19 protein-coding genes, 1 tRNA gene and 4 pseudogenes are annotated in these 26,928 nt (G+C 60.1%); 20 read left to right on the forward strand and 4 right to left on the reverse strand.

The features are described from left to right. Nucleotides 1–40: 40 nt before the first annotated feature. Nucleotides 41–278 (reverse strand): annotated as a pseudogene (locus WS66_RS34895) (hypothetical protein); the annotation flags it as partial. Here WS66_RS34895 and WS66_RS18985 point away from each other — a divergent pair. From WS66_RS18985 to WS66_RS19045, 12 genes and pseudogenes are all read left to right on the forward strand, one after another. Then, entirely contained in the window at nucleotides 261–1,514 is a 1,254-nt protein-coding gene (locus tag WS66_RS18985) for an aspartate kinase (protein WP_040144529.1), read from the forward strand. The pseudogene WS66_RS34895 and the gene WS66_RS18985 sit on opposite strands and share 18 nt — an antisense overlap. A 110-nt stretch (nucleotides 1,515–1,624) precedes the next feature. After that, a tRNA-Ser gene (locus WS66_RS18990) sits at nucleotides 1,625–1,718 on the forward strand. A 259-nt stretch (nucleotides 1,719–1,977) separates the two neighbouring features. Continuing rightward, nucleotides 1,978–2,661, forward strand: a pseudogene (gene istA / locus WS66_RS18995) (IS21 family transposase); the annotation flags it as partial. 209 nt (nucleotides 2,662–2,870) lie between these two features. After that, nucleotides 2,871–3,431 (forward strand): annotated as a pseudogene (locus WS66_RS19000) (ATP-binding protein); the annotation flags it as partial. 453 nt (nucleotides 3,432–3,884) lie between these two features. Then, nucleotides 3,885–6,263 carry a type VI secretion system Vgr family protein gene (locus WS66_RS19005; RefSeq protein ID WP_082729074.1) on the forward strand — a complete coding sequence of 793 codons (2,379 nt, stop codon included), beginning with the start codon at nucleotides 3,885–3,887 and terminating at the stop codon, nucleotides 6,261–6,263. Between the two features lie 53 nt (nucleotides 6,264–6,316). Continuing rightward, nucleotides 6,317–7,452, forward strand: a protein-coding gene (locus WS66_RS19010) for an IS3 family transposase (RefSeq protein ID WP_442859285.1) whose coding sequence is annotated in 2 segments (ribosomal slippage) — nucleotides 6,317–6,581 and nucleotides 6,581–7,452 — 1,137 coding nt in all. Because the reading frame shifts where the segments join, the coding sequence is not laid out codon by codon here. Nucleotides 7,453–7,564: 112 nt separating this feature from the next. Further along, a complete protein-coding gene (locus WS66_RS19020; RefSeq protein WP_159086558.1) occupies nucleotides 7,565–10,396 on the forward strand; it encodes a T6SS effector BTH_I2691 family protein in 2,832 nt (943 codons plus the stop codon). After that, entirely contained in the window at nucleotides 10,386–11,129 is a 744-nt protein-coding gene (locus WS66_RS19025) for a putative type VI secretion system effector (RefSeq protein WP_082728837.1), read from the forward strand. The genes WS66_RS19020 and WS66_RS19025 overlap by 11 nt, the downstream gene beginning before the upstream one ends. A 129-nt stretch (nucleotides 11,130–11,258) precedes the next feature. After that, entirely contained in the window at nucleotides 11,259–11,462 is a 204-nt protein-coding gene (locus tag WS66_RS19030) for a PAAR domain-containing protein (protein WP_236872980.1), read from the forward strand. A 164-nt stretch (nucleotides 11,463–11,626) separates the two neighbouring features. After that, a complete protein-coding gene (locus WS66_RS19035; protein WP_059599491.1) occupies nucleotides 11,627–12,358 on the forward strand; it encodes a putative type VI secretion system effector in 732 nt (243 codons plus the stop codon). 20 nt (nucleotides 12,359–12,378) lie between these two features. Then, nucleotides 12,379–13,110 (forward strand): putative type VI secretion system effector, encoded by a 732-nt coding sequence (locus WS66_RS19040; protein WP_059599490.1) that lies wholly within the window; start codon nucleotides 12,379–12,381, stop codon nucleotides 13,108–13,110. Between the two features lie 11 nt (nucleotides 13,111–13,121). After that, on the forward strand, nucleotides 13,122–13,373 hold the full coding sequence (locus WS66_RS19045) for a PAAR domain-containing protein (protein WP_059599489.1): 252 nt from the start codon (nucleotides 13,122–13,124) through the stop codon (nucleotides 13,371–13,373). Between the two features lie 51 nt (nucleotides 13,374–13,424). On the opposite strand, the gene tssF is transcribed toward WS66_RS19045, so the two are convergent. Next, nucleotides 13,425–15,236: a type VI secretion system baseplate subunit TssF gene (gene tssF / locus WS66_RS19050; RefSeq protein ID WP_059599488.1), complete on the reverse strand. Its 1,812-nt coding sequence runs from the start codon at nucleotides 15,234–15,236 to the stop codon at nucleotides 13,425–13,427. A gap of 1,215 nt (nucleotides 15,237–16,451) precedes the next feature. On the opposite strand from tssF, the gene WS66_RS19055 reads away from it, so the two are divergent. Further along, nucleotides 16,452–17,825, forward strand: coding sequence for a hypothetical protein (locus WS66_RS19055; RefSeq protein WP_059599487.1), 1,374 nt, complete (start codon nucleotides 16,452–16,454; stop codon nucleotides 17,823–17,825). 217 nt (nucleotides 17,826–18,042) lie between these two features. Here WS66_RS19055 and WS66_RS33715 read toward each other — a convergent pair whose 3' ends face one another. Then, the gene (locus WS66_RS33715) at nucleotides 18,043–18,276 is read right to left on the reverse strand and encodes a hypothetical protein (protein ID WP_124622379.1); all 234 of its coding nucleotides are present in this window, start codon (nucleotides 18,274–18,276) and stop codon (nucleotides 18,043–18,045) included. Here WS66_RS33715 and WS66_RS19060 point away from each other — a divergent pair. The 5 genes from WS66_RS19060 (at nucleotide 18,275) to cyoD (ending at nucleotide 23,891) form a co-directional block, all read left to right on the forward strand. Beyond that, nucleotides 18,275–19,801 carry an NADH-quinone oxidoreductase subunit M gene (locus WS66_RS19060; RefSeq protein WP_059599486.1) on the forward strand — a complete coding sequence of 509 codons (1,527 nt, stop codon included), beginning with the start codon at nucleotides 18,275–18,277 and terminating at the stop codon, nucleotides 19,799–19,801. The two genes, WS66_RS33715 and WS66_RS19060, sit on opposite strands and share 2 nt — an antisense overlap. Nucleotides 19,802–20,052: 251 nt before the next feature. Beyond that, the gene (cyoA, locus tag WS66_RS19065) at nucleotides 20,053–20,940 is read left to right on the forward strand and encodes a ubiquinol oxidase subunit II (protein ID WP_059450408.1); all 888 of its coding nucleotides are present in this window, start codon (nucleotides 20,053–20,055) and stop codon (nucleotides 20,938–20,940) included. 3 nt (nucleotides 20,941–20,943) lie between these two features. After that, on the forward strand, nucleotides 20,944–22,950 hold the full coding sequence (cyoB, locus tag WS66_RS19070) for a cytochrome o ubiquinol oxidase subunit I (RefSeq protein WP_059599485.1): 2,007 nt from the start codon (nucleotides 20,944–20,946) through the stop codon (nucleotides 22,948–22,950). Further along, entirely contained in the window at nucleotides 22,950–23,558 is a 609-nt protein-coding gene (cyoC, locus tag WS66_RS19075) for a cytochrome o ubiquinol oxidase subunit III (protein WP_059599484.1), read from the forward strand. The genes cyoB and cyoC overlap by 1 nt, the downstream gene beginning before the upstream one ends. Continuing rightward, nucleotides 23,559–23,891: a cytochrome o ubiquinol oxidase subunit IV gene (gene cyoD, locus WS66_RS19080; RefSeq protein ID WP_006759069.1), complete on the forward strand. Its 333-nt coding sequence runs from the start codon at nucleotides 23,559–23,561 to the stop codon at nucleotides 23,889–23,891. It abuts the gene before it with no gap. A 182-nt stretch (nucleotides 23,892–24,073) separates the two neighbouring features. Here cyoD and WS66_RS34900 read toward each other — a convergent pair. Next, nucleotides 24,074–24,199: pseudogene (locus WS66_RS34900) on the reverse strand (efflux RND transporter permease subunit); the annotation flags it as partial. Between the two features lie 255 nt (nucleotides 24,200–24,454). Between WS66_RS34900 and WS66_RS19090 the strand changes: the two are divergent. Together WS66_RS19090 and WS66_RS19095 are read left to right on the forward strand one after the other, a co-directional pair. Next, nucleotides 24,455–24,817 (forward strand): hypothetical protein, encoded by a 363-nt coding sequence (locus WS66_RS19090; RefSeq protein WP_059599493.1) that lies wholly within the window; start codon nucleotides 24,455–24,457, stop codon nucleotides 24,815–24,817. 181 nt (nucleotides 24,818–24,998) lie between these two features. Continuing rightward, on the forward strand, nucleotides 24,999–26,882 hold the full coding sequence (locus tag WS66_RS19095) for an extracellular solute-binding protein (protein ID WP_059599482.1): 1,884 nt from the start codon (nucleotides 24,999–25,001) through the stop codon (nucleotides 26,880–26,882). Nucleotides 26,883–26,928 lie beyond the last annotated feature (46 nt).

A 26,928-nucleotide genomic window follows, 5' to 3' on the forward strand; every position in this document is an offset into this window, starting at 1 on the left:
GGCGGCTTGTCAAGCGGGCCTCTATCGGGTACGCTCGGTCGTTTGCTCGGCTCGATTTTTGAGCGATTTGTGCAGGTTTTCCGCGTGACGTACCCGGTTTGCGCGGCCTGATCGGCCTTCCGGGCAAAATCCGTCACGCTTGCGTGTTGCGTCCCAGCCGTCCCCCTCGTCGTCCGTCCACAGCCACAAGCCGCGTGACCGAACGGCAACGCGGCCTGCCCAGCGCGCCCGTGCGGCTTCTCCTTCTGTTCAGAACGACAATGGCACTCATCGTACACAAATACGGCGGCACTTCGATGGGCTCGGTCGAGCGCATCAAGAACGTCGCGAAACGCGTCGCAAAATGGCATCAGGCCGGGCACCAGATGGTGGTCGTGCCGTCCGCGATGTCCGGCGAAACCAACCGTCTGCTCGGGCTCGCGAAAGAGATTTCGAGCCAGCCGAGCCCGCGTGAGCTCGACATGATCGCGTCGACCGGCGAGCAGGTCAGCGTCGGCCTGCTGTCGATCGCCCTGCAGGAAATCGGCGTCGAGGCCGTGAGCTATGCCGGCTGGCAAGTGCCGATCAAGACCGACAGCGCGTTCACGAAGGCGCGTATCCACTCGATCGACGACGAGCGCGTGAAGGCCGATCTGAACGCCGGCAAGGTCGTGATCATCACGGGCTTCCAGGGCGTCGATCCTGATGGCCACATCACGACGCTGGGCCGCGGCGGCTCGGACACGTCGGCGGTGGCGGTCGCGGCCGCGCTGGATGCCGAAGAGTGCCTGATCTATACGGACGTCGACGGCGTCTACACGACCGACCCGCGCGTGGTCGAAGAGGCGCGACGCCTTGATCGCGTGACGTTCGAGGAAATGCTGGAAATGGCCAGCCTCGGCTCGAAGGTCTTGCAGATCCGCTCGGTCGAATTCGCCGGCAAATACCAGGTGAAGACGCGCGTGCTGTCGAGCCTGACCGATCCGCTGATTGCGCTCGACGAAGAAATGCGCTCGGGCACCCTGATTACTTTTGAAGAAGACGAGACCATGGAAAAGGCAGTCATTTCCGGCATCGCGTTCCAGCGCGACGAAGCACGCATTGCGGTGATGGGCGTGCCCGACAAGCCGGGCATCGCGTATCAGATCCTCGGCCCGGTTGCCGACGCGAACGTCGACGTCGACATGATCATCCAGAACCAGAGCGTGGAAGGCAAGACGGACTTCACGTTCACGGTCGGCCGCGGCGACTACCAGAAGGCAATGGACATCCTCACCAACCAGGTGCAGGGCCATGTGAGCGCAGAGCGCGTGCAGGGCGACCCGAAGGTGTCGAAAGTGTCGGTCGTCGGCGTCGGCATGCGTTCGCACGTGGGCGTCGCGAGCAAGATGTTCCGCACGCTGTCGGAAGAGGGCATCAACATCCAGATGATCTCGACGTCCGAAATCAAGATTTCGGTGCTGATCGACGAGAAATACATGGAGCTGGCTGTTCGCGCGCTGCACAAGGCATTCGAACTTGATCAGGCCGCGTGAATTTTTTGTGATGCATTGAAGAAAATGCATCATAGAAATTGACCAACGGCTCCAAACCCTATATGATCTTGTTCTCGTCGCACTGCCTCCCTGGTGCGAGCGAAGGTTTGGGAGACGTGGCCGAGAGGTCGAAGGCACTCCCCTGCTAAGGGAGCATCTGGGCCAAAACCTGGATCGAGGGTTCGAATCCCTCCGTCTCCGCCAAAAGCGGTGACAAAGCCCCGCAAGTTCTCGGACTTGCGGGGCTTTTTCTATTGTGGCTCGCGTTCAACCTATACTCGAGAACAAAACGAGATGGGGGCTGCCGTGGCGATCAAGACGGCTCTGGTAAAGACCATCATTGCTTGTGTGTTCATGTCCGTGCAGAACTGACCCACCTGAGCCAGTAGTTTTCATCGAATTTCGCCCCACGTGATTGCATCCCCTGCTCAGTCCTTGAGCAGGGGATGCAAAGGTGATCACGGTGGGCATATTGGCCAAGATCAGGCGGATGTATTTCCGCGAGAAGGTTCCGCTACGCGAGATTGCGAGGCGTGCGGGGCTGTCCCGAAACACGGTGCGCAACTGGTTGCGGCAGTTCGATGCCGTCGAGCCACAGTATCCAAAGCGCGTCAGCCCGAGCGTCATCGACGAGTGGGTCGCGCTGCTGACGGTTTGGCTGCGTGCGGACAGTCATCGCCCGAAGCGTGACCGGCGCACCGCGCGGTTCATGTTCGAGGCGATCCGCGGCGAGGGTTAGGCTGGCAGCTACGGCCGCGTTAGCGCATTCGTGAGGCGCTGGCACGAGGAGCAGGCCGAAGCACCTCGCAGGAAGGCGTACGTGCCGCTCGCCTTCGAACCCGGCGAAGCCTTCCAGTTCGACTGGAACTGCGAATATGCCGTAATCGGCGGGTTGCGGCGACGCCTGGACGTCGCCCACATCAAGCTGAACGCCAGCCGCGCGTTCTAGCTTGTCGCCGATCTCACCCAGAGCCACGAGATGCTGTTCGACGCACACTCCCGCGCATTCGCCGCGTTCGACGGCGTGCCCCGGCGCGGCATCTATGACAATATGAAGACCGCCGTGGACAAGGTTGGCCGCGGCAAGGAGCGCGCGGTCAACGCGCGGTTCGAAGCGATGTGCAGCCACTACCTGTTCGAGCGCGAACACGGGCTCAATGCGGTGCTGCACACCGTACTGGCTGCGCTGGATTCAGGACACCCCAGCGCAGCGCGCGTCCTGAACGTGCTGAGCAGGCTGAGGGCGCCCGTCACGAATGGCAGCCTCGCCACGACGAAACTCCAGCTCAAGGAAGAGCCCGCGGCCGACGACGTGAGCCGTTGAGACGCTGCGCGCCAACCCACCGGATGATCGTCATGCCTAACAATATCGCGGCCCAGCTCAAGGGCCTTAAACTGCACGGCACGGCGAGCACGCGGCCGGAGCTGCTCGCGCAGTCGCGCCACACGGACTTCGAGCCGGAGCATTTCATGAAGCAGCTGTTGATGGCCGAATCCGCCGAACGGCAGGTGCGCTCGATCGCCTATCAAATGACCGCTGCGCGCTTCCCGGCTCACCGTGACCTGAACGGCTTCGACTTCGCCTAGGCACACGTTGATGAAGCGGTGATGCGCGAACTCAGCGAACTGTCGTTCTGCGCGAGTGCGCACAACGTCGTGTTCATCGGGCCCGGCACCGGGAAAACCCATCTCGCTTCAGCGATCGGAATCGAGGCCGTCCAACGCCGCGGCAAGCGTGTGCGCTACTTCTCGACCATCGAGCTGACCAACGCACTGGAGCTCCAGAAGTCGACCGGAAAACAAGGCCAGATCGCCCACAAGCTGATGCACGTCGATCTGGTGATTCTCGATGAACTGGGCTATCTGCCGTTCAGCCAGACCGGTGGCGCACTGCTGGTCCATCTGCTCTCAAAGCTGTAAGAGCACACGATCTGCCAAAGCAAAGGCAACGAGGAAGAGAGCAGCGAAACCGGCTGAAAACGAAGAGTTATCCCCACCGGAATGGATGTACTAGGCTGTCTCGGGGTGGGTCAGATTTAGATGAAAACGGTGGGTTAAGACTCGGTGGAAATCAATAATCACGGAAACTCCTGAGCGAATTGCGCCGATGCGGAAATGCATCGACGGAGCGGCCATAGCTGGCCGGGCTCAGGAAGGTGATATGTGATTTAAAAAATCTGGCTCACGAAGCAGTCGGAAATTTTTTTCAGAAAGATTGTGAGATTCCGGCAATTTTACGCACGAACTTCAGGCTGCCAATGTATTCGAGATAGGTCGGTCTGCGAGGCGCACTATCGTCTTGTTCCGAAAGGCATTTATAATCAGCCCTCGGCAGAAACCCCACCTGAATACCAACCAAGGGAAAGCTGCATGGGCCACACCGCACTTTATAAGACGTTGCGTCTGGGCGACGCGCAATACAATCGTCTTGTCAAACTCGACACGCCGCTTGGCGTCGACTGGTTATTGCCGCTCTATGTGAAAGGAACGGCTCGGCTCGGTCGCGATTACGAATTCGTGATTGATGCCGTTTCGCCACGCGGTAGCCAGATTGAACTGAGTGCGCTACTCGCCAAGCCGGTCACACTCTGGATTCAGCAGACGGACGGCTCATACATGCCGATCCATGGCTACGTTCACCGATTCAGCAGGCTGGGCGCGGATGGGCCGTTGACTTTTTACAAGCTGGCGTTCTCGTCCTGGCTCTATTTCTTGCGCCTGCGCCGCGATATGCGCGACTGGCAGGAGCAGAACGGCGAGCAGATTTTAGTGGACGTCTTCAATGAGCACCCGCAAGCACGGGGCGCGTTCCGCATCGATCTGCACAAGCCGTTGCCTTCCTACTCGAATCGCGTGCAGTGGGAATACGACCTGAATTTCGTCTATCGGAGCATGGAGGAGGTAGGCGTATTTCCGTACTTCGAGCAAGCCGAAAATGGCCGCTCGCACACGATGGTTTTGACGGACGACGTTTATTTCGTCCCGCAACTGAAACAGCCCGTTGTCGAGTTCGGTCCCACGGAAATCAGCGGGGAACTGGACGGGTTCGCGCAGTGGCAGGAGCAGCGTCAGATTGACAGTGCACAACTGACGTCGCGCTCGTTCGACTACAAGCGCCCCGATCTCCCTCGGCAGGTACAGGGTGTGACGGACGTGAACGGCGAGTTGCCGACCGATGGGGAAATCTATGACTACCCTGGCGCGTACATGTGGTCGGACCGTGAGCAAGGTGAGCGTCTTGCTCAGATTCGCCTTGAAGAGCGCAAATCGCGGATGAAACGTTTTCATGGAATTGGCGGCTTGCGCTGCGCGATGCCGGGGCGGCGCTTTGAACTTCGTGGTCATCCGGTGCATGACGCGGGTAGTCAACCCGATCGCGAATTTGTTCTGCTTGGGGTTGACTGGCTGATTTGCAATAACCTGCCTGGTCTGGACGAGGCGGATCAATTTCCCGACGGGCTGGCTGCGGAAGTTGCGCAAGCGAAAGCTGGCGCGACGGTTCGCCACGCAGACGGCAGCGAAGGTTTCTTTCATGTGGTGGTCGAGGCGCAACCGCGCAACGTTCCGTTCCGTAGCCCGTTCGAACATAAGAAGCCGGTGATGCAGTTGCAGAATGCAATCGTCGCGGGGCCGAGCGGGGAAGAGGTGTATACCGATTCACTGAACCGGGTGAAGGTGTGGTTCCACTGGAATCGCCGCAATGGTCAGGATGAGCGCGCGTCGTGCTGGGTGCGCCCGACGTTCCTTGATGCCGGCTCGAATCGAGGTGGGATTCAGCCGCTGCGCAAGGGTGACGAAGTGGTCGTCGGTTTCATGGAAGGTGACTGTGACCGGCCTGTCATCATCGCGAGAATGTACGGGGGCGCGACGCAGCCGGTGTGGCACACGAACGGCTTGCTGTCCGGTCAACGCTCGCGTGAGTACGGCGGCACTGGCTACAACCAGCTCGTAATGGACGACTCGACGCAACAGAACCGGGTTCACCTTTACTCGAGCAGCTATCAGTCCCACTTGCACCTGGGGTACCTGATCCAGCAGACCGACAATACGCGTGGTGCTTTCCTTGGAAGCGGCTTTGACCTCAAGTCAGACGCCTACGGCGCCATCCGGGCGGGGCAGGGCTTGTTCGTATCTACCCACCCGACAACGGCGAACCAACCGTTGAATGTAACGGCTGAGTCCGAGCAGTTAGCCAGTGCGGAAACCGTTGTGGATTTGACGTCGCAGGCGAGCTCGGCGAATCAGGCCGAAAGCTTGCGGGAGGGGCAGGACGCACTCAAGAAGTTCACCGATGCGACGCACTATAGCGTGAGCGGCGGCGCTGGTAGCGGCGGTCGCACGGCAGGCGGTGGCACGGGCAACGCGAATGGCTTTTCGACACCGATCATGCTGATGGCGAGTCCTGCGGGCTTGGGGCTGTCGACTCAGGATTCAGCGCAACTGACGGCCAATCAGCAAGTCAATATCGTCAGCGGTAAAAGCACGCACGTGGCGGCCGGCAAATCGCTGATCGTAAGCGTGATGGAGAAGATTAGCCTGTTCGCGCAGAACGCCGGAATCAAGTTGTTTGCGGCGAAGGGTAAGGTAGAGATCCAGGCGAAAAGCGATGCCATGGCGTTGAGCTCGCAGCAGGATCTGAATATCACCAGTGTTGACGGTCGAGTCGTGATTTCGGCGGACAAGGAGATCTGGATCGGGGCCGGTGGATCGTACATAGAGGTGGCCGCGCAAAATCGGACAGCGGGATAAGTGGAACGGCCGGGGCCTGAGCCAGCGATAATGCAGGCAAAGGAACCGAGGAAATGACGAAACGAACCCGACGCACGCACTCAGCGGCGTTCAAAGCGAAAGTGGCCCTGGCGGCTGTCAAGGGCGAGCGCACGCTGGCCGAACTGGCGCAGCAGTTCGATGTGCATCCGAACCAGATCACAGAATGGAAACGGCAGTTGCAGGAGCGCGCGGCCGACGTGTTCGGTGCGGCTGGCCCGGTGTCTAGCGAGCCACCGGTAGACGTGAAGACCCTGCACGCCAAGATCGGCCAACTCAGCCTGGAAAATGATTTTTTAAGCGGCGCGCTCACCAAGGCGGGATTGCTGAGCGCAAAGCGATGATTGACCGTGGCCATGCGTTGCCGGTTTCGCAGCAAGTCCGGCTGGTTGGTATCGCGAGATCGAGCGCGTATTACCGGGCGCGGCCTGTGGGCGAAGTCGATCAACGGCTGATGCGCCGGATCGACGAACTGCATCTGGAGTTCCCGTTTGCCGGTGCCCGGATGCTGGCGCGCTTGCTGCGCCGGGAAGGCTACGAGGTCGGCCGGCGCCGCGTACGCACGCAAATGAAGCGCATGGGCGTGGAGGCGCTGTACTGCAAGCCGAACACGAGTCGGCGCAACGCGCAGCACAAGGTCTGGCCGTATCTGCTGAGCGGCATGAAGATCGAGCGGGCCAACCAGGTTTGGGCACTCGACACGACCTACGTTCCCATGGCGCGAGGCTTCGTGTATCTGACGGCGGTGGTGGACTGGGCCAGTCGCAAGATCCTCGCGCACCGCGTGGCGATCACGCTGGAGGCCGTGCATGCCGTTGAAGCGCTGGAAGAAGCGTTCGCCCGCCATGGGCACCCCGACATCGTGAACACCGATCAGGGCAGCCAGTTCACGGCGGGAACATTCACCGAGGCGGTGCTGGGCCGAGGCATTCGACTGTCGATGGACGGCAAAGGTGCTTGGCGCGACAACGTGTTCGTCGAGCGCGTGTGGCGCAGCATCAAGTACGAAGAAATTTATTTGCGAGCCTACGAGTCGGTAAGCCATGCCCGGCGCTCCATTGGCCAATACATTGAGCTGTACAACCGCAAACGGCCTCATTCGAGCCTGGCGGATCAGACGCCCGATGAGGCATACTTCGCGACGCTGCCTGCGATCAAATCGGCAGCATGATCGCCCTGGACGGTCCACTTAAAACTCTCAGAAAACTGTCCGAACGAGCGAGGCCACCTCTCAGATCATGGCAAACACTCCGCTGACTTGTACCGCGACGTGTCCGAACTGTATGAAATCGGGTCTTGCGATTCTGCCAGTTCGATATGCCGTTGTGCCGAAAACCATGTCGAATGCGATGCCTCCCGGCATTGTCGGTCCCGGTGTCATGGACATCGCACTGACCGCGCATCACTACAGTCTAAGAACGCTCCGAGAGGGTTGGCTTTATCTTTTTTACGAGAAGGGAGCACGTGGCAGCAACTACTGGGAAGCCTATCGGGTAACCGAAGACGGACGGCTCTGGAAGCAGACGATTCCGTTGCCGTCGGTACCGAAGACAGACCCGGCGTGCGCACAGGGTGGCGGTGCGGTGCCTATGGACGTCATCTCGATCGAGAAGCCCGAGAAGGCGACGCGGGTTTTCATCGCTTTCTCCGAGTATCCGTGGATCAAAGAAGTATTCCAGAAGTATGCGACGGATGCGAAGCTGCGTGGTGAACGTATGCAGGTGATCATGCCGGCCGCATGGATCCAGTCGGGAAGCGGCATGTTCGGCATGAAAAAAGGCGAGGCCGGACATGCGACCGTTGCAACTCAGGCCGGGATAGATCAGATCGTCGAGTATCAGCCGGGATTGAAAGCCGACTTGCTCGCTCCGCCCGCCAAGCCGATCGCCATTGATGAGTATGGGCGTGCGACTGACGACACCATTTGGGAGCAGGAAGCCACACGTTATCCCTTGCACATTCGCCAGACCTCGCCGTCTGGTTCCGCTAGCAAGGACCTGGTCAGGCTAATGAACGAGATTGGGGAGAATGCTGGTGGTGCGCCTCATAAACCGATGCTGCTGGCGTTGTGGGACGGGATTGGCATTGTGCACGAGCTCGCCGGATTCCATAACGATCCTGTCGGCATGCTGATGCGCTACACCAGTGCACAACAGCTTCGTGTGGATGCAATGCAGTCTATAGAAGCGGCCGAAAGGTCGGTTCGCAGTGGTGCGGCGTTAAGTGAGAGTACCCTGCGTCAGGGGATGATGGCTGCGGGGCTCGGTGGCTATGAAGGCATGGGGTTAATGATGCCCGGTGCGCAGGAGCAGATTGAAAAGGCGGGGCAACTTACGCCTGAAGAAAAACAGAGCGCAGGCGACAAGGCTTGGCGGAAATACCAAGCGAGTATCAGGGGCGGGAAATGGCCGAACAGCTTTAGCATTTGGTTCGATCAGGTCACCAGCAAGTGCGAACAATTGCAGAAGCAGCGTGTGCCAGATCGCGACGCTTGGCTTTCCTCCGATACGTTTCGACATGCCCTCAACGACTATCATCCCGACGATCCGGGTGACGGCATGGCGTTTCACGGCTTGATTGATGAAGCATATGCTGGATTGCCGGCGACTGATGTGGGGCTTCGTATTGTCGAAAGGCTCATCAATAACATGGATCCGACTGATGAGCGCAGCTATTTCTGGAGAGCTTTTTCTTATAACCAGACAGATATTCGTCAGGAGATGAAAACGTTCCTGGCCAGGGTGCAGGCTACAAAAAGCGAATCGATCATAGATCAAGCTTCGGCGTGGTATGACGCGAAGCAAGCGTCAATTGCAGTCGATCTTGGCTATCTGAAGTCATTTGTGAAGTTCTATGAAAAGATGGACGAGGTATTTAAGCATGAGCGAGCGGGTTCTGCGACCGAACGACCGATCAAGGCTTTGCAGATCGATCGATTGATGATGTGGTCTGGACGAGCATTGGTCAATGTTTTTGGTCCGATATCTCGTACCATTGGCGGCATCCTTATCAAAGGAGCATTGATCGTCCGCGGCGGTATCGCCCTAGAGGATGCGAAGCGTATTACGGTAAAGCTGGCCGCATGGGAAGGTCAGATGACTTCTGTGTTGAAGCAGAAGGTGGAAGAGATCAAGGCGCAGAATCCGGGGCTGAGTCCGATGCAGATTCGAGCAAAAGCATACGAAGCTCTGGCGAACGATGATCGAGGTGTGCTTGTGCGCAGGCTATATGCGGACGCGAAGCAAACGTCCGCGGCTACCCGGGACAAGGCTACTGCATCGGTGAAGCTCTCCGGCGCATTGTTCATTATCGAAATGATGAACTATGTTCTCCTTTGGACGAAACCGAATAAAACGCCGGATGATGAATTGGCTATTGCAAGCGGGACATTATCGTTAGTCGGGGCGGGTCTCAATGCGTATAGTAAGTGGCTTGGAAGCTTTGCCAAATCGGCAGCTAGTGTTGCACTTGCAAATATGAAGGTTGCGTCCAGCTGTTTAGGCGGAATTTCATCGTTTGTATCCACTTATACTGATGCAAAGAAAGCGGCCTCTGGATTGTCGACGGGAAATTATAAGCAGGCAGCATTCTATCTAATGAAATCAGGTTTCGACATAGTGTCCGGTGCAGTCGCCGTTTTGACGGCAATTAGCTCTTCGGCGCCGTTGTTGATGCGTTCAGCTAATCTATCGCCGGGAAAGGTGCGATTCCTTGGAAGGTTGTCGGCGAGTATGGTCGGTGCTCAAGCTCGGATTGAGGGTAAGGCGGCTGGCCTTGCAGGTGGGAAACTGGAAGCGTTTGTAGGAAGAACCGTCTTTAAGTCAGTCGGCGCTTTTGCCGGTGAGACAGTCGCAGCCGGAATTGCGACCGAAGTATCTGCTGGCGGATGGCTATTGCTGAGCGGGCGCCTCATCTTGATAGCAACCGGCTGGGAGGTTGCGGTGATCTTGACAGTGATCACGCTCATTTACAATTATTTCTCGCCCGACGACCTTGAGAACTGGCTATCAGCCTCGCCGTTTGGAACAGCACCGGACACAGGGCGAACATTGGAAAAGCAGCAGACGGCGTTTGAGGCTGCGCTCGCTGCAACGGGATACAAAGATGGAAAGTAAGCAGATTGCTGTTCCAGTGCTCTTGCGCGGGATCATTACGGGACTGACGAAGCGACGTGCCTCTTACGACACCGTCTTCACGGAGGCGGACAAGGAGGCAATGGAGCGTACCGCAGTTGTTGCGGCGCTGGCAGGCCTGAACGATATAGCACTTAACCTCAGTACTTCCACTCAGTTCACCGACACGGTTGGGGATCTCGTGACCTTCAGCCTGAATGGTGAGCAGATTCGTGCGTGGATATGGTTGTCTGTGTTCGAAAATGGTGATGAAGTCGAGGTCGTAGCGGAGCGAGCTGGATCAGAGTGGATAGGGTATGCAATCAGGCGATGCCGTGACGGGGTGCTGTCAATTCATCCTCATTGTGAACGGGGTAGTAAAGCGGTTTTTAAGTTTTTTCTGAAATGGTCCGTATTATTTTGGACCGGTTGCGGATTGATCGCGACGCTACTCGTCGTGGTGTTGGCTATGTCTAATGGTATGCCTAATGGTTGGGGGGGGAGTTTAGGGGTATTCGCATTTGCGTGGACCGTGTGGGAGGCTACGGCCGTCTTTATTGCTTATAGAATCAGTCGCAGGTTTAGAAAGCAACTGCCAATGGCCAACAAAATATTTGCCACATTTGGTTGGAAGGATCCGCCCAATGTAAGTCTGCCGAAAACATCAAGGAAGTTGCGGAAACCCGAAGATACGTGGCAGATGGGGAAGCTTATTTTTCGCTACAACGAGTCTTGAATCCTCGTCGAACAGATTGCGAAGACACCTTGACCCGCTTACTAGCTGGAGGGCACTATGAGCAAAGCATTGGTATGTGATGGCGATCCGACTACGACCGGCGGGCGTGTCATCGCGGTCGCTTCAAGTATGTACGACGGCGACAGACGTATCGCTCTGGATCACGATATGGCAACGTGCCGTGAATGTCCTGGCGAGTATCCAATCCAAGGTAGCGGTACCGATATGCAAGAGGACGGCAGATCGTGCGTTCTGGATGGCGATCTGGTGCTATGTCCGTGCAGAGCGAACCACGTTAAGGCGAGCAGTGGATCAGGATGTTCGACAGTCTGAAGAAGAGTTGCGTCCCATGTTGATGGGGTATTCGCCAATCTGTTTTTGCGAGCTATTGGCACGCGGCAAGAGGCTATTCTCCACATCAAAGATCAAAGGGTTGAAAAGTACACGGATATGGAGCAGCAGAAAAAAGCCGTCGATAAGGCAATGACGGAGATGGCATGAGTTCTGAGCGAGAGTATGCGGTTCAGGTGCTGCGAGGCACGATCAGCAAGCTGAAGTGCCGGCGTCGCCAGCAGGACTTCGTCTTAAGTGAAGCGCAGCATGCTTACATACAAGCGACGGCTGCTGGCGCAGCGTTGGCGGGCATGGGTGCATCCGCGATTGGATTGATCCAATCGTCTGCAAATTCCGAGGAGGAAGCGGACTGGGTGGAATTTGAACTCGATGGCAAGCAGATCGAGGGATGGCTCTGGAAGATGCCGATGACAGATGGTGACGAGGTTGAAATTGTTGCCGAACCGAGGCCGCGTGATCGGTACTTTGCGTATTCAATCCGGAGAGTCGGGGACGATACGGTGGCGGTGTATCCGCATGCGACGAGGGGCAGGACGGCCCTTTATCGATGGCTGATGAAGGTCATGCTGTGGTTTTTTGTACCGATCTATGCCCTAATGTGCTTCATGCTGTCACGTGATGCAGATGGTATCGATAGGACGACTCTCGTGATAGTCCTCGGCGGAGCAGGTGCCTTTTCTCTATTGATATTCTGGATCTTGTTTTATCGCGCTTATCTGAAGATGAAGCGCTTTGCAAAATTGGCTGAAGTTATTTTTTCGTGTTATGGCTGGAGGGATGTACGTAAAATCAGCCTGATACATTCGTCGAAACAGATGAAGCCGGAGAATCGAGATCTTGACTACGGAATTCACTACTTTCGTTATCGGCCTTGAAGGGGAATGACGGAGATGGCATGAGTTCTGAGCGAGAGTATGCGGTTCAGGTGCTGCGAGGCACGATCAGCAAGCTGAAGTGCCGGCGTCGCCAGCAGGACTTCGTCTTAAGTGAAGCGCAACATGCCTACATAGAAGCGACGGCTGCAGGCGCAGCGTTGGCGGGCATGGGTGCGTCCGCGATCGGACTGATCCAATCGTCTGCAAATTCCGAGGAGGAAGCGGACTGGGTGGAATTTGAACTCGACGGCAAGCAGATTGAGGGCTGGCTCTGGAAGATGCCGATGAAAGACGGTGATGTCGTCGAGATCGTTGCTGAGTTGAGGCCACGGGATCGATACTTCGCCTATTCCGTCCGAAGGGTCAATGATGATGTGGTTGCGGTGTATCCGCACGCAACGAGAGGGAGATCAGCACTTTATCGATGGCTTACGAAGATTATGCTGAGTCTCTTCGTGCCGATTTTTGGGTTGTTGTGCATTCTGCTATTTCGCGATGCCGATGGCGTTGAAAGAACGACGCTCATAATCTTTCTCGGCATAACCGGCGCCGCTGCTCTAATGATATTCTGGATGCTATTTCACCGCGCTTATCTGAAAATGAGGCACTTTGCTAAATTGGCGGAAGTAATTTTCTCGTGCTATGGCTGGAGCGATGTGCGTAGGATTAATCTCGTGCGGTCGTCGATGCAGATGAAACCGGAGAATCGAGATATTGACTATGGAATTCACTACTTTCGCTACCGTCCGTAAGGTATTTGACGATGATGAATCTTATTCGCGTCGGTGATGACACTGACCACGGCGGCAAGGTGATTACTGGTTCATCGACGATGCGCTTCGATGGCCGTTTCGTTGCTCGCAAGGGGGACGAGGTAACCTGCCCCCAACACCCGGACGTCAAACCGAATTTGATCGAAGAGGGCGATGAATCGATGGCAGATAACGGTGTTCCGATCGCTAGGCACGGTCACAGGGCGACCTGCGGTTGTCACCTGATATCGAGCCTCACTTGATCGGCACGAGCTACAGAGTAACTTTATCTTCGCGGTTTGGAGGCAGGAAAATCAGGCGAGTATGATTGTGCCTGGCCGCGGCGTGCAACGTCGAATTTCCGCGCCGGAGTTAGCCGACATCACGACAAGTTGGACAAAGCTTGTCACAGGCGCGTGCACCGTGAAGAAGTGATCCACTACGCTGATGAACGCGTTCAAACTGACGGCGGCAAACGCTTGTTCGTCGACCGTCAACGTCACTTCCAGACCCCGCACGAAACTCGGCATTGGTTTTCCTGGAAGCCAGAGCTGTTTGGCCCGATGGCTCAGGTCCGTCAGTCCGTCGAGCAGTTTCGCGTGTCCCGTGGAATGAACGGTGAATTGGCGGAACAGGCGTTTCAATTCCGCAAGCCCGGTACGGGTTAATTCGATCGAGTGCGGGGCGAACTGCGTGAGGAGCCGCCAAGCCGCGTCGCTTTCGCTCGACAATCGCACGATTTCTGTTGGTGCGTCCAGCATCACGATGCGTGAAACCATCGTTCCCTGCTCGTTTACCAGATCACCATCCTCGGCGCCGGCCCGCATCGAGCGAGGGAAATTGCCATTCGAGCAGGTGACGTCTGCCGTTATCTGTTCGATTCCGGTGTCGGTTGCCGGTCGGCCGTCGAGGTCGACCAGGCTGAGCGCGGTTTCCTTTTTTCCCGATGGCGAGGCCGCGTTATGGTGCATGAGAACCCAATAGGGGCCGGCCGGTTTTCCGGAACTGCCGTGCATGAGCGACACGAACGGATGGATGATGTTCGCTCTGGAACTGCCTGTCGTGGCACGGACCGACTCGACAGACCAAACTTCGACACCCGCAACGTCCGTATTCTGGGATTGCACGGGGTATGTGTTCGTGGTCGGACTCCGCTTGAGTGGCAGCGACGTAAGCCTGAATAGGTTGACGATCGGCGTGCAAAAGAGCTTCAGGTTGTCCGCCGACAGATTTTTTAATCGCTGTGCCGCCCACGAATCTGGATGAACGTCGCAAATGGCGAGATGCAAGGTAAGTTGCTGGCTGGAGCCCGCCTTATATGCGAGTGCGGCGAGGTCGACGTCAACGAAATCGAATTTCTTCGGAAACGCAAAATATTCGCTTAATAGCCGCAGGGCCGGCGGCCCGTCGTCTTCGTCGAGCAGTTTCTCGGCTTCATCGTAGCCGGCGGCGGCGAGCGGTGGCATTGTCAGCGTTGACCAGCGACGTTCGGCGCTTTCGACGAAGGCGGCTGCCGTGCGCATCGTCATCGTATCCATTGCCGCGCCGACGACTTCGCGATGGCCGTTGACATGGATGCGCAACGGGCCGGGAACGGTTTCGATGCGAAAGTCGGGGCGGGCAACTGCAAAGGTGATGGAGAGCAGACCGGTTGTGCCGGCGGGCAGGACGACGTCGGAGGGAACTGCAGTTGCCGGGGCGTAGCGCGCAGCCGCAATTCGCACGGGAGCTAACGTTACGTCATATACGGTTCGGAAAAGGCAGTCTTCCGTTTTGCTCGCCAGTTCAGTGCCGCGGGCAATGAGCGATGGCTCATTGAGCTTTTCGAACATGTCTGAGACATCGAACTGGGCGATTGCGCACGCAGGAACCGTTCGAAGATACTGGGGATACAGCATGCCGAGGAGGGCTTCGGCGAATTCCGGATAGTTGTCGTCGAGCCGGCTTCCTATATCCGCAGCGAGGAGAGCGAACGACTGCAGCATTCGTTCGACGTGCGGATCTTCGGAGTGGTCGCCGGAAATCCCGAGACGAACGGCAATTTTGGGATAGCGTGTCGCAAAGATCGCAACTGACCGGCGCAGTAGTGAAAGCTCTCGTTCGTAGTGCGGAAGCAGATGATCCATCGCGTGAAATAATGAACCGACCGGACAGTAAAACGCAAAGTCTTCGTCCGGCGCAGTTGCGCTGAATGGTGTCGGGCACGCTAACGTTTGACGTTGCTATGATAACCGCTTAACGGGGAAGGCCTGCACGTCGATCGACTCGGTGGCTCGCTGGACGCCGCGATCAGCGGGATCGGAACGTTTTGTACCGCCCACAACGTATCTTTGTCGCACATGTCCGTTCAACAAGGTGAGTCGCATCCGGGTGCTGGGCCGTAGTCGCGCCTTGCGCAGCGCAGCCGGAAAGCATGAGCGGATTTGCCTGGATTTGACCTGTCGAGGATTGAAGGAAAAGAACCAATTCGCATGCGAATATGGTCACGTAACCCGTATCAGCCCGCGCAACCTGATCCGTCAGCGGGAACTCGGTTGCCGGGAATGTGCTCAGATTGCGGCTACGGCTTGCATGCACCGTCTCGCGCAGCCGGCCGATTCGATCTGCCTGAACGCAAAGTGGCGAGGCACGGCTGCGCGATACCGTTTCTGCTGTAATGGCGGACACTGGTGGTCATGCGGCGGCCAGTCTTTGTTGCGCGGGGCAGGGTGTACGGTCTGTGCTGCACTGAATGGCCAGTTGACAGGGGTACAGCTCCTGAATGGCCTGACGCGATTCCAAGACGCCGCTGCGCAGACGCACGGCGGGCGATGCCTAGCCGATCGCTATAACGAAGTACGCGCGCAATACACCTTTGACTGCGCCGAAGGTCATGGATGGCAGACGGCAGGTGTATTGCGGGGGAGCTGGTGTTGGCGGTGCGCAAACGCGCCTGTCGGTAACATTCTGAGACGTTCGGACGGACTGGCGATGCGCCAGGCTAAACCGACGGCCAATGGCGGTGAATGGATGGATGGGCAGTATCTAGGAACGCACCGTTGTTGATGTCCGCGCAGAACTGACCCACTAGAGCGGCAAATTGTCATCGAAGTTTGACAGTGATTGAATTTTGATGGATGTCATTGGAGATTGATTTGGCGGTCTCCGTCTCCGCCAAAAGCGGTGACAAAGCCCCGCAAGTTCTCGGACTTGCGGGGCTTTTTCTTTTCCGCTGCGCTGACGGGCTCGCCGCTCGTCGCCTCGCTGTCGTCCGGATAGCCAATCAATGCTCGACTTGAGCGGTGCTCATGCGCTAAATAGGCGTATCGCCTCGCGCGGCTCAATCCGGAGTTCCGGCACGCATGCATTCCGTACTCACCATCCTTTCGCATCGACCCGTCGACGGGCTTGTCGACAATCACGGACGTTACGCGCGAGGCCGCGGCTACCGGCACGCGATCGTCGACGGCACGCACGTATACGGCGAGCGTCAGCAGGTGCTCCACAAGTACCACGTGATCGTCGCGCAGCTCGTCGCGATGGAGCAGGGTGCGTTGCTGCTCGTGCTCGATCCGTTCTCGGTCGTGTTCGGCCAGCATGCGTTGCCGGATGTCGCGGACGGTTATGACGCGATCGTCACGACGCAGACGTCGAAGTCGCCGTTGCCCGCCGCAAGCGGCATGATCTTTCGCAACGTGCCCGACGTGCGCGAGCGCTTGCGCAAGCTGGTGGTCGAGCTCGGCAAGTGGGCGATGCGCCTGCCCGAGCGGCAACATGCGTGCGAGGCAACGCTGCTTGCCGAGCAATTCCCGCCGCTGCCGTTTGATCAGCCGCTCGCGACCGGCTATTTCGCGTCGGCCCAGACAGTGTGGGGCGACGGGCTTGCGATCGACGGCGTCGTCGGCGCGCATCCGCTCGTGGCGCACCACGCGCCGGAATGGCAGCAGATCGATGGCGTATGGGCGCCGACGCCCGACTACGACTTTCGCTACGTGCTCGCGCTCGTCGACGATGCGGCGCGCGTTCAGCGGGGCGAGCAGCCGCGTGCAATGGATGACTGGCGCGCCGCGCAGCAACGAACGCGCGAGCCGGCGCGGCACCTGAACCCGCATGCAGACATCGCGTTCGTGAGTCTGCACACGTCGCACATCGCGGGTTACGGCGATCTCCACGAAGAGAACTTCGTTCGCTATTGCGCGCGACACGGCTATGCGTACCACGCGTATCGCGAACCGCCCGCGTTCCTGCCGGCCGGGGTCGATGCGAACTGGGCGAAGCTGCACCTGATTCGCGAACATCTGCCGGATCACGCGTTCGTGTTCTGGGTCGACGCCGACATCCTCGCGATCGACCAGCGGCAGACGGTCGACAGCGTGATCGACGGCCGCGATTTCGTGATCGGCACCGATCACACGGCCTGGGCGATCAACTCGTGCATGATCGGCGTGCGCAACGTCTCGCCGATGCGCGAACTGGTCGAGCGCATATGCGCGCGCATCGAGAATATCGGTGATCGGTCGTCGGTCTATGCGAGCGGCGGCGATCAGCAGGCGATCTATGTCGAACTGTTGGAGGCGGGCATGATCGACGCGCGCTACATCGTCGATGCGACGTCGCTCGCGTCGTCGCCGGTCTATGCGACGCGCGACAGCCGTTTCGTCCATTTCCCCGCGCAACACAACCACTATCGAGCGGTGACGATGCGCGTGTGGGACAGGCTGAGCCATCAGCGCTAACGGAATGCGCCGCGACTTCCGGTGTTCCGGATCGCGCCGATCGGCCGTCATTGAAGTGAAAATGAAAGTATCGATGTAAGGATTGAATCGGTCTCATTCATCCTTCCCCGGATTCACCGCCTGCACCCCGAAGAATCGGTCTTCAGTCAAAAATGCGGCATCGCACCGATTCACACGATCTTCGCTGCGTCGCATTACAAAAAATTACTCATAAAAATCAGCGGCGTATCTGGGCATCGTGAAACGAAGCTTTGCTGCGATGCAAAAAATAATCAATCGCCTTATGCTGGTTAACCCGATTGCGCTTGAGCGGCGTCAACCTTTGCGCTGATTCCGCTTTACATTTTGCCAACAATGGCGATCCACGAAATCTATCTGTCGATTTGATTTCGTTTCCTTCGTCGCGCCTGTTCCCAATGCAGTGCGCGACCTTCTCAAGGCCTGTTGACATGCTTGATTTCCCCTTTCTGAGCCTGGCGATCTGGGTTCCGATCCTGTTCGGCGCGTGCCTGCTGCGTGCGGGTTCCGACCGTCATCTGCAGCGCACGAGACTGATCGCGCTCGTCGGCGCGTTGGCGGGGCTGGCCGCCGTCGTGCCGCTTGTCGCCGGTTTCGATTCGCAGTCGGCCGCGATGCAGTTCGCCGAAACCCGCAACTGGCTGGCAGCCTTCAACGCCGGCTGGCGCGTCGGGATCGATGGCGCATCGCTGTGGCTCGTCGTGCTGACCGCCTTCACGACGCTCGTCGTCGTGATCGCGTCGTGGGAGTCGGTGACGGTGCGCGTCGCGCAGTACTACGCGTCGTTCCTGATCCTGTCGGGGCTGATGGTCGGCGTGTTCGTCGCGCAGGACGGGCTGCTGTTCTTCATCTTCTTCGAGGCGACGCTGATTCCGCTGTACCTGCTGATCGGTACGTGGGGCAGGGAGCACCGCGTCTACGCGGCCGTGAAGTTCTTCTTCATCTCGTTCGCGGGTTCGCTGCTGCTGTTGATGGCGATGCTGTACCTGTACGCGAAGTCGCATACGTTCGACATGAACGCATGGCGCACGCTGCAGCTCGGCTTCGCACCGCAGTTGCTGGTGTTCCTCGGTTTCTTCGCCGCGTTCGCGGTCAAGGTGCCGATGTGGCCGGTGCATACGTGGCTGCGCGACGTCTACACGGACGGCCCGACGGGCGCGGCGCTGATGCTCGCGATGCTCAAGCTCGGCGGCTACGGCTTCCTGCGCTTCGCGCTGCCGATCACGCCGGACGCGAGCCACTTCTTCGCGCCGGCCGTGATCGCGCTGTCGCTGTTCGCGATCGTCTACGCGAGCCTGATCGCGCTCGCGCAGACTGATCTCGGCAAGCTTCTCGCATATTCGACTGTCGCGCACATGGGGATCGTCACGCTCGGGCTGTTTCTGTTCAACCAGATCGGCGTCGAGGGTGCGATCGTGCAGCTCGTGTCGTACGGCTTCGTCGCGGGCGCGATGCTGCTGTGCGTGAGCGTGCTGGTCGATCGCACGAACCAGCGCGAGATCGCCGCGTATGGCGGCGTGGCGGGTGTCATGCCGCGCTTCGCGACGTTCGCGCTGCTGTTCGCGATGGCCAACGTCGGCCTGCCGGGCACGTCGGGCTTCGTCGGCGAGTTCATGGTCATCATGGGCGCGATTCGCGTCAATTTCTGGGTGGGCGCGATCGCGGCGCTCACGCTGATCCTCAGCGCGTCGTACACGCTGTGGATGGTCAAGCGCGTCGTGTTCGGCAAGATCGCGAGCGCGCGCATCGCGAAGCTCGCCGACCTCAGCCGCCGCGAGATCGTGATGTTCGCGTCGCTCGCGCTGATCGTGCTGATGGTCGGCGTCGATCCGAAGCCGTTCACCGACGCGATCGATCCGACCGTTGCGCGGCTGATCGACGACGCCAGCCATTCGAAGCTGCCGGCCGGGGACGGTGGCGCACCCGCGCAGGCGTACATGGCAGCGACGCACGGCTGATGGCCTGACGGCGCGGTCGTTGTGCGCACATCCATTGCGGCTGGCGCGGGCGGCGTCCGGCCGGCTCGCGCTCGCCGTCCGGCTGCGTGAAATTGCCCCGCGACAATCTGTCTCACGGCAGATTTTGCAATGATGATTTGTCGCATCCACCGGTTTTTCGTCGCACCCGCGCGACGTATGATTCGGCCACTTTCGTGGATCGAATGCGCATCGGGCATACGCAACGGATTCAATGACCCTCGGGCTGTGTGATGAAAAGAAAAGCTTCAAGAGGCTGGACGGCGCTGATATCGATCGGCGCGGCGCTGAGCCTGTCAGGCTGTAATTTAGATGTACTAAATCCGAAAGGAAGCGTCGGCGCCGCGGAAAAGGCGCTGATCGCGACGTCGACATGGGCGATGCTGATCGTCGTCGTGCCGGTGATCCTGCTCACGTTGTGGTTCGCGTGGCGTTACCGCGCATCGAACCGAAACGCCGCCTACGCGCCGAACTGGTCGCACTCGACCGCGATCGAGGTCGTGATCTGGACGGTGCCGACGCTGATCATCCTGTTTCTCGGCGTGCTCACGTGGAAAACCACGCATGAACTCGATCCGTACAAGCCGCTCGAGTCGTCGGTGAAGCCGATCGACGTCGAGGTCGTCGCGCTCGACTGGAAGTGGCTGTTCATCTATCCGGAACTCGGCATCGCATCGGTGAACCAGCTCGCGATTCCGGTCGGCACACCGGTGAATTTCCGCATCACGTCGGATTCGGTGATGAACTCGTTCTTCATTCCACAGCTCGGTGGCCAGGTGTACGCGATGGCCGGCATGCAGACGCGTCTGCATCTGATCGCCGACGAAGCCGGCGACTACGCGGGCACGTCCGCCAACTTCAGCGGCCGCGGCTTCTCCGACATGAAGTTCCGCACGCTCGCCGAGCCGCGCGAGCAGTTCGACGCCTGGGTGCAGAAGGTGAAGGCTTCGCCCGACCGGCTCGACGCGACCGTGTACGGCACCGTCGCGCAGCCAAGTGAGAAGGCGCCCGTGCGCTACTTCTCGTCGGTCGATCCGCGGCTCTTCCACAACATCATCGCGAAATACAACGATGGCCACGTCCTCGACCTGAAGGACGCCGCCTGCGGCACGAAGGGGTAACGCATGTTCGGCAAACTCACACTATCGGCGATCCCGTTCGATCAGCCCATCATCATGGTGGCCGGCGCCTTCATGGGGCTGGCCGTGCTGGGCATTCTCGCCGCGCTGACGATCACCGGCCGCTGGAAGTGGCTGTGGACGGAGTGGCTGACGACCGTCGACCACAAGAAACTCGGCGTGATGTACATCATCGTCGCGCTGATCATGCTGCTGCGCGGCTTCGCCGACGCGATCATGATGCGCATGCAGCTGGCGCTCGCTTACAACGCGCCCGGCTACCTGCCGCCGCATCACTATGACCAGATCTTCACGGCACACGGCGTGATCATGATCTTCTTCATGGCGATGGTGTTCATGGTCGGCCTGATGAACCTGATCGTGCCGCTGCAGATCGGCGCGCGCGACGTCGCGTTTCCGTTCATCAACTCGCTGTCCTTCTGGATGACCGCGGTCAGCGCGATCCTGATCAACGTGTCGCTCGTGATCGGCGAGTTCGCGCAGACGGGCTGGCTCGCGTATCCGCCGCTGTCGGAGCTGCAGTTCAGTCCGGGGGTAGGGGTCGACTACTACCTGTGGGCGCTGCAGATCTCGGGTGTCGGCACGCTGCTGACCGGCGTGAACTTCTTCGTGACGATCATCAAGATGCGCGCGCCCGGCATGACGCTGATGAAGATGCCGGTGTTCACGTGGACGGTCCTCTGCACGAACGTGCTGATCATGGCGTCGTTCCCGATCCTGACCGCGACGCTCGCGTTGCTCGGTCTCGACCGTTACCTCGGCATGCACTTCTTCACGAACGAAGCCGGCGGCAACGCGATGCTGTACCTGAACCTGATCTGGGCGTGGGGCCATCCGGAGGTGTACATCCTGATCCTGCCGGCTTTCGGCATCTTCTCGGAAGTCATCGCGACGTTCTCGAAGAAGCCGCTGTTCGGCTACAAGACGATGGTGTACGCGACCTGCGCGATCATGGTGCTGTCGTTCCTCGTGTGGCTGCATCACTTCTTCACGATGGGCTCGGGTGCGAACGTGAATGCGTTCTTCGGCATCATGACGATGATCATCGCGATCCCGACCGGCGTGAAGGTGTTCAACTGGCTGTTTACGATGTACCGCGGCCGGATCGAATTCACGACGCCCGTGCTGTGGACGATCGGCTTCATGGTCACGTTCACGCTCGGCGGCATGACCGGTGTGATGATGGCGATTCCGGGCGCGGACTTCGTGCTGCACAACAGCCTGTTCCTGATCGCGCACTTCCACAACGTGATCATCGGCGGCGTGCTGTTCGGGTACCTCGCTGGCTTCAACTACTGGTTCCCGAAGGCGTTCGGCTTCAAGCTGAACGAGAAGCTCGGCAAGGCCGCGTTCTGGTTCTGGCAGGTCGGCTTCTACGTCGCGTTCGTTCCGCTCTACGTGCTCGGCTTCATGGGCATGACGCGCCGTCTGAACCACTACGACAACCCGGCGTGGCGTCCGTGGCTGCTGGTCGCCGCGTTCGGCGCCGTGCTGATCGCGATCGGCATCGCATGCCAGCTGCTGCAACTGGTCGTCAGCATCCGCAACCGCAACCTGCCGGCTTACCGCGACACCACGGGCGATCCGTGGGGCGGCCGCACGCTGGAATGGGCGACCTCGTCGCCGCCAGCCGAATACAACTTCGCGGTGATCCCGCAAGTGCGCACGCTCGACGCGTATGCCGACATGAAGGCACGCGGCGACGGCCGGCCGAACCCGGCGACGATCCGCGACATCCACATGCCGTCGAATACGTGTGCGGGCCTCGTGGTCGCGATTTTCAGCCTGGTGCTGGGCTTCGCGCTCGTGTGGCACATCTGGTGGATGGCCATCGGCGGCCTGGTCGGCATCGTCGCGACGCTGGTGATCTACAGCTCGCGTGACAACGATGGCTACTACATCCCGGCATCGAAGGTGCGCAGGATCGAAGAGAAGCAACCTGCGGCACGCGTGGCCACGCATGTCGACGACGTGGAACTGGAGGCCAACTGATGTTGCAAAAAACCTTGAGCGCAACCCTGCTCGAGCACGACGACCATCCGCCGTCGCACTCGGTGTTCGGCTTCTGGCTGTACCTGATGACCGACTGCGTGATCTTCGCGGCGCTGTTCGCGACGTTCGCGGTGCTCGGCAACCAGTATGCGGGCGGTCCGACCGCGAAGGACCTGTTCGACATTCCGGGCGTCGCGGTCGAAACCGCCGCGCTGCTGCTGTCGAGCATCACCTACGGTTTCGCGATGCTGGCCGCGTACAAGCAGCGGCGCGGCGCGCTGCTCGCGTGGCTCGCGGTGACGTTCGTGCTCGGCGCGGCGTTCCTCGCGATGGAACTACGTGAGTTCTCGCACCTGATCGCGGACGGCGCGGGCCCGCAGCGCAGCGCGTTCCTGTCGGCGTTCTTCACGCTGGTCGGCACGCACGGGCTGCACGTGACGGCCGGCCTGCTGTGGATGATCGTGCTCGCCGGGCAGATCGTATTGCGCGGCGGCGACCTGACCGATCGCGACCTGCGGCGCCTGACGTGCCTGAGCCTCTTCTGGCACTTCCTCGACATCGTGTGGATCTGCGTGTTTTCCTTTGTCTATCTCGCGAGCGTGATCTAAATGGCTCATTCGCATTCGTCTCAACTCGAAGAAGGGCACGGCAGTGTCGGCGGCTATGTCGCCGGCTTCATCCTGTCGGTTCTGCTCACCGCCGCGTCGTTCGGCCTCGTGATGGGCGGCGTGTTGTCGCCGCACGCGTCGCTGATCGCGCTGGCCGCGCTCGCATTCGTGCAGATTGTCGTGCACCTCGTGTACTTCCTGCACATGAACGGTTCGTCCGGCCAGCGCTGGAACGTGATGGCGTTCAGCTACACCGTGCTGACGGCGGCGATCCTGATCGTCGGCACGCTGTGGGTGATGCACAACGTCAGCATGAACATGATGTCACGCTGAACGGCATCGCGGCGCAGCGGACGATCTCCATGCGCTTCATGCAAAAAAGGCGGCACGCGAGTGCCGCCTTTTTCTCATTTCGGCCGCGCAATACGCACCGGTCGTCAGTGCGTGCTCGTGCCCGCGTCAGCCGTCAGCGCAGGCGAGCAGTCCGCGCGGTACTCCGCGTCGAGCCGATGCTTCGCGCTGTCGAGGACCGCGCCGCGGACGCCCTTGGCCTGTTCGAGGTGCCAGTTTACGTTCTCGATAGTGACGGTCGCATCGTCGACGAGAATGCCGACCGCGAGCGCGGGTCCGCCGAGCGTCAAAGCTGCGCCGCTTGACGCCGGGCGCGGGCCAGGATGAAAGATGTTCCAGGAAGGGCGGAACGGGCCCTCGGCCGGCACGGCAAGGCGGGCCGGGCAGGGCAGGCGGACGCGACGGCCGGGCGCCAATTGTTACAAGACGTTAGCGGGCGCTTCCCGTTGCGACGCTGCGCATCAGTTCTTACAAACTTGAAATATGCCGGGACGGCGCTTGTCGCTATAGTCGAATCACACATGAAACAACTCGAAGAGGAATCCATGAAGACTTTGCGTATTGCCTCGCTCTTGACCGGTATGACGGCCTTGCTCGTGTCGGGCGCAGCAATGGCGGGAGTCAATGTCGGGATCAACGTCGGCGTGCCGGCTCCGGTCTACGTCGCGCCCGCGCCCGTGTATGCGCCGCCGCCTCCGCCGGTCGTCTACCAGCCGGCGCCCGTGTATGCACCGGCGCCCGTCTACGCGCCGGCACCGGCGATCGTGATCGGCTGGCACGGCGATCGTTACTGGGACGGCCGCCGCTACTGGGGCCGCGACGAGTGGTATCGCCATCATGGCCGCGGCTGGGGCGGCGATCGCGGTCACGGTCATTGGGATAACGGCCGCCACAACGGCTGGCGTTGATCGACATGCGCGCATGAGATGAAGACCGCCCGCGAGGCGGTTTTCTTTTGCCTGCGCGGGCCGCGCGCGGCAGTCGCGATGCGTTGGCGCCACGCGCGAAAAGCCGCACGCTGGCTCGACGTCGAATTGAATGGGTAGAATCGACCCACGTTCCATCCCTCAATCGACCGACAGGGCCTCTATGACGAAGGGTTCGCCCCGGGCCGCCGCCGCGCGCACCCGCTCCGGCGCCGCGCGTGCAGTACGTGCCGCCGGCCGCACGGCGGCAGCATGGGCAATACAGGCGGTACTCGCCGCGACGGCCGCGCACGCGGCCCATGCGATCGCGCAGTACGGCGAGCCGAAATATCCGCCGGGTTTCAAGCATTTCGACTATGTGAACCCGGACGCGCCGAAGGGCGGCACGCTCGTGCTCGCGAACCCGAACCGGCTGACGTCGTTCGACAAGTTCAATCCGTTCACGATGCGCGGCAACCCTGCGCCGGGCATCGACATGTTGTTCGAGAGCCTGGCGACCGGCAGCATGGACGAACCGTCATCCGCCTACGGGCTGCTCGCCGACGACATCGCGATCGCGCCGGACCGCCGCTCGGTCACGTTCCACCTGAATCCGCGCGCGCGCTTCTCGAACGGCGATCCGGTCACGGCCGAGGACGTCCGGTTCTCGTTCGACACGCTCAAGAGCAAGCTGGCCGCACCGCAGTTCGGCGCATATTTCGCCGAAATCGCGAAGGCCGTGGTGGTCGACCCCGCGACCGTGCGCTTCGAATTCCGCAGCGCGAACCGCGAGCTGCCGCTGATCGCCGGCGGCGTGCCGGTGTTCTCGCGCAAGTGGGGGCTGCGCGCGGACGGTTCGCGGATTCCGTTCGACCAGCTCGCGTTCGAACAGCCGATCGGCAGCGGCCCGTACCTGATCGAGCGCTACGACAACGGCCGCACCATTACGTACCGGCGCAATCCCGCGTACTGGGGCGCCGATCTGCCGGTGCGGATCGGCACCGACAACTTCGAGCGGATCGTCTACAAGCTGTACGGCGACGGCGTCGCGCGGCTCGAGGCGTTCAAGGCCGGCGAATACAACGTGCTGGTCGAATACATCGCGCGCAACTGGACGCGACGCGACGTCGGCAAGCGCTTCGACAGCGGCGAGCTCGTCAAGCGCGAATTCCGCCAGCACAACGGCGCGGGCATGCAGGGCTTCTTCATGAACCTGCGCCGCCCGCAGTTTCGCGACGTGCGCGTGCGCCAGGCGCTCGATCTCGCGTTCGACTTCGAATGGCTGAACCGCCAGCTGTTCTATAGCGCGTACACGCGCCTCGACAGCTATTTCGCCGATACCGACCTGCAGGCGACCGGTACGCCGGGCCCGGGCGAGCTGAAACTGCTGGAGCCGTTGCGCGCGCAGCTCGACCCGGCCGTGTTCGGGCCGATGGTCACGCAACCGAACACAAACCCGCCGGGCTCGCTGCGCGCGAATCTGCTGAAGGCGCGCGCGCTGCTCGCGCAGGCCGGCTGGACCTACCGCGACGGCGCGTTGCGCAACGCGCAGGGCGAGCCGTTCACGTTCGAGATTCTCGACGATTCGGGCGCGGCGATGGAAGGCGTCGTGACCGCCTACCAGCGCAATCTCGCGAAGCTCGGCATCGACGCGCGCTTTCGCACGGCCGATTACGCGCTGCTGCAGAAGCGGCTCGACGCGTTCGACTACGACATGACGACGGTCCGCCTGCCGGGCGTGCAGGTGCCGGGCGCGGAGCAGTTCTCGCGCTACGCCAGCAAGTTCGCCGACGAGCCGGGCTCCGACAATATCATCGGCCTGAAGTCGCCGGCCGTCGACACGCTGCTGCATGCGCTCGGCGCCGCGCAGACGCGCGACGACCTGCTCGACGCGACGCATGCGCTCGATCGCGTGCTGATGCATGGCTATTACGCGGTCCCGCAGTGGTACAGCACCACGCACCGAATCGCCTACAAGCGCACGCTCGGCTATCCACAGACGCTGCCGCTGTACTATTCGGCCGAGGGCTGGGTCGTGTCGACCTGGTGGGCCAAGCCCGATCACTGAAGCCTGCCGGTCTTTCGTTCAACCCAGCCTATCGATCGCGAGTCGA

The sequence above is a fragment of the Burkholderia sp. LA-2-3-30-S1-D2 genome, assembly GCF_001523915.2.
Taxonomy (GTDB): Bacteria; Pseudomonadota; Gammaproteobacteria; order Burkholderiales; family Burkholderiaceae; genus Burkholderia; species Burkholderia diffusa.